At 66.6% G+C, this 3,468-nt stretch carries 5 protein-coding genes; 1 reads left to right on the plus strand and 4 read right to left on the minus strand.

All coding sequences use genetic code 11. From position 1 onward, the window contains the following. From HUU94_RS03805 to HUU94_RS03815, 3 genes are all read right to left on the minus strand, one after another. Positions 1 to 127: NAD(P)-binding protein (locus HUU94_RS03805; RefSeq protein ID WP_174273787.1), on the minus strand; the 127-nt coding region annotated here is incomplete at its 3' end. A gap of 14 nt (positions 128 to 141) precedes the next feature. Beyond that, positions 142 to 1,014 carry an alpha/beta fold hydrolase gene (locus tag HUU94_RS03810; RefSeq protein WP_174273788.1) on the minus strand — a complete coding sequence of 291 codons (873 nt, stop codon included), beginning with the start codon at positions 1,012 to 1,014 and terminating at the stop codon, positions 142 to 144. A gap of 246 nt (positions 1,015 to 1,260) precedes the next feature. Further along, entirely contained in the window at positions 1,261 to 1,755 is a 495-nt protein-coding gene (locus tag HUU94_RS03815; protein WP_174273789.1) for a MarR family winged helix-turn-helix transcriptional regulator, read from the minus strand. Between the two features lie 84 nt (positions 1,756 to 1,839). Between HUU94_RS03815 and HUU94_RS03820 the strand changes: the two genes are divergently transcribed. Further along, a complete protein-coding gene (locus HUU94_RS03820; RefSeq protein ID WP_174273790.1) occupies positions 1,840 to 2,934 on the plus strand; it encodes a branched-chain amino acid aminotransferase in 1,095 nt (364 codons plus the stop codon). On the opposite strand, the gene HUU94_RS03825 is transcribed toward HUU94_RS03820, so the two are convergent. Further along, a partial coding sequence (locus HUU94_RS03825) for an integrase core domain-containing protein (protein WP_174273791.1) occupies positions 2,931 to 3,468 on the minus strand: 538 nt, incomplete at its 5' end. The two genes, HUU94_RS03820 and HUU94_RS03825, sit on opposite strands and share 4 nt — an antisense overlap.

Consider the following 3,468-nt stretch of genomic DNA (forward strand, 5'->3'; position numbering starts at 1 on the left):
TCTTGCTGCCCGGCCGATCGGCATGATCGATCAGCAGCACGCGCCGCCCGCGCTGCCCCGCCAGCGCCGCGCACAGCAGCCCCGCGGCGCCCGCGCCGAGGATGATCGCATCATGGTCGCCCGTCATTGCGCGGCCGGCGGCTAGAGAAAGGCTTCGAGCGCCGCGAGGAAGGCATCGAAGCGATCATGGTGGAGCCAATGGCCGGCATTTTCGAAGACCTCGGTCCGCGCATCCCTGAAGTTGGCCTCGCGCCCGTCGGCGGCGGGATTGGTCGTCCAGCTTTCGGGGCCGTAGCAGAGCAGGGTCGGCGCCTCGATCGCTTTCCAGAAAGCGCGCACGTCGAGCGCGAAATCCTCGGGCGCGAAGAGGCCGACCCTCGGATCATATTTCCAGCCATAGCCGTCGGCGTGCCGCCGAACGCCATGCAGCGCGAGGTGGCGAGCCTGTTCGGGAGACAGATGCGGATTGGCCTCGGCCATCCGCGCGGTGGCATCGGCGAGGGTCGCGAAGCGGCGCGGTCGCGCGAGGCGGGGATCGCGGCGGCTGGTGATCCAGTCGCGCGTGCGCGCGAGCGGGCCGGCCTCTTCCCATGCGCGCATCAACGCCTCGTTGGGGCCGAGCCCGTCGACGATCACGACCTTCTCGAAGCGATCGGGCAGCAGCGCCGCGCACCGCGCGACGACGTTGCCCCCCAGCGAATGGCCGACGATCGACAGCCGGGGCGCGCCGAGCCGATCGATCAGCTCGATCAGATCGATCAGATAATAGGCCAGCAGATAGGCGCCGTCGGGCGACCAGGCGCTGTCGCCATGCCCGCGCAGATCGGGGGCGACGACATGGAAACGATCGCGCAACGCCCGCGCCGTCCAATCCCAGCTCCGCGCATGATCTCGGCTGCCGTGGAGCAGCAACAGCATCGGCGCGCCGGCATTTCCCCAATCGCAGTAGCTGAGCGTCAGCCCCTGCGAGGCATAGGTGCAAACGGCGGGTTCGGATGGATCGATCGTCGACATCGTCCCGCCCTAGCATCGAAGCGCCGCCGCGCCATATCGCGCGCGATGCGGCGCGGCCGCCTTGGAGGCGGATGACTTAACTTTACCCGCTCATGCTGAGGTGAGGCCGAGTAGCTCCGCAGGAGCGTATCGAGGGCTCGTATCGAAGCACGGGCTCCTGAGCATATCCTTCGATACGGGCTCTCGACAGGCTCGATCCCTACTCAGGACGAGCGGAGGAGTGGATCAATCTAAGATCGTCATGCTCTAATGGCCGGAGACACGCTCGAGATCGGCGACGCGGGCGCGCTCGGCGGGGGGGATCAGCAATTCCAGGACGCGCCAGAAACCCGTTACCGCATCCTGCCCCGCCGCCGCATAGGCTTCCGAAAGCCGCTCGCGCAGCGCATCGAACAATTCGGTCTCCAGCGCCAGCCCGGTCCCGGTCAGGAACAGCAGGCGCTGGCGGCGATCCTCCTCGCCCGCGCGCGTCTCGACGAGATCGCGCTGCGCCAGCTCGCCGAGCACGCGGCCCAGCGATTGCTTGGTGATGCCGAGCAGGCGCAGCAAATGGCCGATCGTCAGGCCCGGCTGGCGCGCGATGAAGTAAAGCGCGCGATGATGCGCGCGGCCTAGCCCCTGCTCTCCCAAGGTATGATCGATGCCGCGATAGAGATGGCTGTAACCGAAATACAGCAGCTCGGCGCCGCGGCGTATCTCGGGTTCGCGGAGGAACAATGGGGAAGCATACGGGACAGTCATGTTGACCCTTTGTTGCACGAAGCGTACCAAATCGCAACCGCCACGGCCACAGCCGTTCCCGAATTGTCGAGCGAGACCTGATAGATGACCGCGCCCGCCCCCGCCTTCACGATCGAGCAGCATTCTGGCCCGATCGCCGCCGACGAACGCGCCGCGCGGCTCGCCAACCCCGGCTTCGGCAAGGTCTTCACCGATCATATGGTGACGATCCGCTATGCCGAGGGGCGGGGCTGGCACGATGCCAGGGTGACCGCACGCGCGCCGCTGCTGCTCGATCCGGCGACGGCGGTGCTCCATTACGCGCAGGAGATTTTCGAGGGGCTCAAGGCCTATCGCACGCCCGAGGGCGGCGCCGCGCTGTTCCGCGCCGAGATGAACGCGCGCCGCTTCATCGATTCGGCCGAACGGCTGGCGATGGCGCCGCTGCCGGAAGAGCTGTTCCTCGAATCGATCCGCCAGCTCGTCCGCGTCGATCGCGACTGGATTCCCGATGCCGAGGGCGGCGCGCTCTACCTGCGCCCGTTCATGATCGCGAGCGAGGTGTTCCTCGGCGTCAAGCCTTCGGCCGAATATCTCTACATCGTCATCGCCTCTTCGGTCGGCGCCTATTTCAAGGGCGGCGCGCCCAGCGTGACCTTGTGGATTTCGGAGGATTTCACGCGCGCGGCGCCGGGCGGCACGGGCGCCGCCAAGTGCGGCGGCAATTATGCCGCGAGCCTGCAGGCGCAATCGGAGGCGATCCGCGAAGGCTGCGACCAGGTGGTGTTCCTCGATGCGGTCGAGCGCCGCTGGATCGAGGAACTGGGCGGGATGAACACCTTCTTCGTGTTCGAGGACGGATCGCTGCAGACGCCGCCGCTGGGGGGCACGATCCTGCCCGGCGTAACGCGCGATTCGCTGCTGACGCTGGCGCGCGACAGCGGGATGACGGTGCGCGAGGAGCCTTATGCGATCGATCAGTGGCAGGCCGACGCGACGAGCGGGCGGCTGCGCGAATCGTTCGCCTGCGGCACCGCGGCGGTGGTCACGCCGATCGGCCGGGTACGCGGACGCGCGCGCGACTTCGCGATCGGCAACGGCGGTCCCGGCCTCGCCACCGAACGGCTCAAGACCGCGCTCACCGCTATCCAGCGCTGCACCGCGCCCGATCCGCACGGCTGGGTCGAGCGGCTGTTTTAGGTGTTTAGTCCCGGCGATTGATGGTGCGGATTGAGTGTGAACCGCTTGGGTTTGGCTGTCCAGATTTTGCAGATGTATTCGTATGGGGTGAGGCCGCGCGGCGTCTTCAGGCGGCGCCCGTAGTTGTAGGCGTTGATGAAGTCGTGGAGGTGGACGGTCAGTTGGGCATGGCTGTCGTAGTGATAGCGTTTGACGGTTGCCTCCTTGATGGTGCGGCTCATCCGCTCGACCTGGCCGTTGGTCCAGGGGTGCTTCACCTTGGTCAGACGATGCTCGATCCCATTCTCGTCGCAGACGCGGTCGAAGATGTGGTGGAAGGCATATTTGTGGTGGGCGTGATTGGTGAACTGGATGTCCCCTTGGACTGCCTGCCTGCGGCAGGCGCTCAGGACAGGCTTGTCAGTCAGCACGATGTGAATGGCATAGGGCACCGTTGCGACCAGATTGCGCAGGAACCGGGCAGCGATCATCTTGCCGGCTTGCGCGTGCAACTCGACAAAGCCTGTCCCGAGCCTGTCGAGGGGGCGAACTTGG

This window comes from Sphingomonas bacterium (assembly GCF_903644055.1).
In the GTDB taxonomy this organism is placed as follows: domain Bacteria; phylum Pseudomonadota; class Alphaproteobacteria; order Sphingomonadales; family Sphingomonadaceae; genus Sphingomonas_I.

What these genes read in the sequence shown, in the direction of transcription:
- HUU94_RS03820 (WP_174273790.1), top strand. Translation starts at nt 1,840, where the DNA reads ATGACCGCGCCCGCCCCCGCCTTCACGATCGAGCAGCATTCTGGCCCG.
- HUU94_RS03815 (WP_174273789.1), bottom strand. Translation starts at nt 1,755, where the DNA reads ATGACTGTCCCGTATGCTTCCCCATTGTTCCTCCGCGAACCCGAGATA.
- HUU94_RS03810 (WP_174273788.1), bottom strand. Translation starts at nt 1,014, where the DNA reads ATGTCGACGATCGATCCATCCGAACCCGCCGTTTGCACCTATGCCTCG.